Origin of the sequence: Spectribacter hydrogenoxidans (assembly GCF_031846275.1) — a bacterium.
Classification (GTDB): Bacteria; Pseudomonadota; Gammaproteobacteria; order Nevskiales; family Salinisphaeraceae; genus Spectribacter; species Spectribacter hydrogenoxidans.
This window is the reverse complement of the sequence record NZ_JAVRIB010000039.1, coordinates 1-1,577: the sequence shown is the minus strand read 5'-3', so window position 1 is coordinate 1,577 and position 1,577 is coordinate 1. Positions and strand designations below refer to the sequence as shown.

The following is a 1,577-nucleotide window of genomic DNA, read 5'->3' as shown; positions in this document are numbered from 1 at the left end:
AGGACCCTGGCCCAAGAGTTTGTCCGATAGGTATTTCAGTGCACCCCACTACTGAATCGACGACTTCAACGGATTTCAGTGACGAGGCTAACGCTTGGCAAGGTGATCCAGACCGACTGGAGGCCAAGGTCGACTGGTAAACTACATTTGAATCGCCCCGGGTTCGCCGGAGGCTTCAACTCTTGAGAGACTGGAGCTACGAAACCAAGCGAGCGATATTCCCCGGAGGTCCGCGAGCGGGCGGTCCGAATGGCCCTGGAGCACCAGGGCGAGTACGCCTCGCAGTGGGCGGCGATCGGTTCGATCGCGGGCAAGTTCGGCTGCCCGGCCGAGACGCTGCGCAACTGGGTTTGCTAGGCCGAGTGCGATCGCGGTCTGCGCGATGGCGAGAGCACGGAAGAGCGCGAGCGCGTCAAGGCACTTGGGCGTGAAAACCGTGAACTCCGGCGGGCCAACGACATCCTGCGCAATGCCTCGGCGTATTTTGCCCAGGCTGAGTTCGACCGCCGCGGCAAGTAATGGTCGATTTCATCGACGATCATCGCAAGGTCTACGGTGTAGAGCCGATCTGCCGGGCGTTGCCGATCGCACCGTCGACCTACTACGAGGCCAAGGCCCGGCAGGCCGATCCCGCACGCCGTTCGCCGCGTACTCGGCATGACGCCGCGGTGGGCCGGGCCATCGACCGGATCTGGCATGATAACCGATGCGTCTATGGCGCCCGCAAGGTCTGGCGCGAATTGCAGCGCCAGCGCTGGGCCATGGCCCGTTGCACCGTCGAGCGATTTCGCGAGCGCCGAGATGCTGGGCATTCAACAGCGCCAGCTCCTCGCGCTCAGCAAGCGACAAGTAACGCCCTGAATTCGGGGCCAGGCTGATCGGTGGCATGCCGCCGGCTTCGCGAAACCACCGCGTCCCAACCGGCTGCGACACGCCGCTCGCCAACGCCGCATCTTTACTCGGGCAGTCCGGCCGCTATTCGTGCCCAAAAGGCCCCTTGGTATCCCGCTGATCAATGCCCGGCCGGCCTGGCGGCTGCATTGGCGACCGGCCCGTTTGCTCCGCTGCCCAACCTCGTTTTCGTCCCATGCAACACCTCCAATGTCGAGATATTGCAACGACCGATTGAATTCGCCCGGTATCTGTCCATTCGCTACAGCGAGCGACTGGCCGATGTCGGTATCACCCCGTCGGTTGGCCGCGTCGGCAACCCCTATGACAGCGCACTGGCCGAAACCGTTATCGGCCTGTTCAAGACTGAAGTCATCCGTCGACGCGGTCCCTGGCCGAATCTGGAAGCGGTCGAATTCGCCACTCTTGACTGGGTCGACTGGTTTAATCATCAGCGGCTGCTCGGCCCGATTGGACACATTCCACCCGCCTAGGCCGAACAATACTTCTATGCCACACTTAACGAGTCTGCCGAGGCGGTTTGACTCAAACCCACGAGCCTCCGGGAAAGTCGGGGCGATTCAGATTTTATTGGCGCAAGGTGTGGGCAAGCTAATTTCTCAGCCGATATAACCCATGGTTGTCGCGCTCGGTTGACGCGAGTCGCGAGTCGCGGGACGTGGCCT

Annotated in this window: 3 pseudogenes and 1 other annotated feature; of the pseudogenes, 2 read left to right on the top strand and 1 reads right to left on the bottom strand. The window is 62.0% G+C overall.

From position 1 onward, the window contains the following. Positions 1-249: 249 nt before the first annotated feature. A pseudogene (locus tag RM532_RS16005) lies at positions 250-792 on the top strand (IS3 family transposase); the annotation flags it as partial. After that, positions 477-593 (top strand) — a sequence feature (AL1L pseudoknot). It overlaps the preceding pseudogene by 117 nt. Here RM532_RS16005 and RM532_RS16080 read toward each other — a convergent pair. Next, a pseudogene (locus RM532_RS16080) lies at positions 771-1,089 on the bottom strand (helix-turn-helix domain-containing protein); the annotation flags it as partial. The pseudogenes RM532_RS16005 and RM532_RS16080 sit on opposite strands and share 22 nt — an antisense overlap. Positions 1,090-1,139: 50 nt before the next feature. Here RM532_RS16080 and RM532_RS15995 point away from each other — a divergent pair. Beyond that, positions 1,140-1,385, top strand: a pseudogene (locus RM532_RS15995) (integrase core domain-containing protein); the annotation flags it as partial. Positions 1,386-1,577 lie beyond the last annotated feature (192 nt).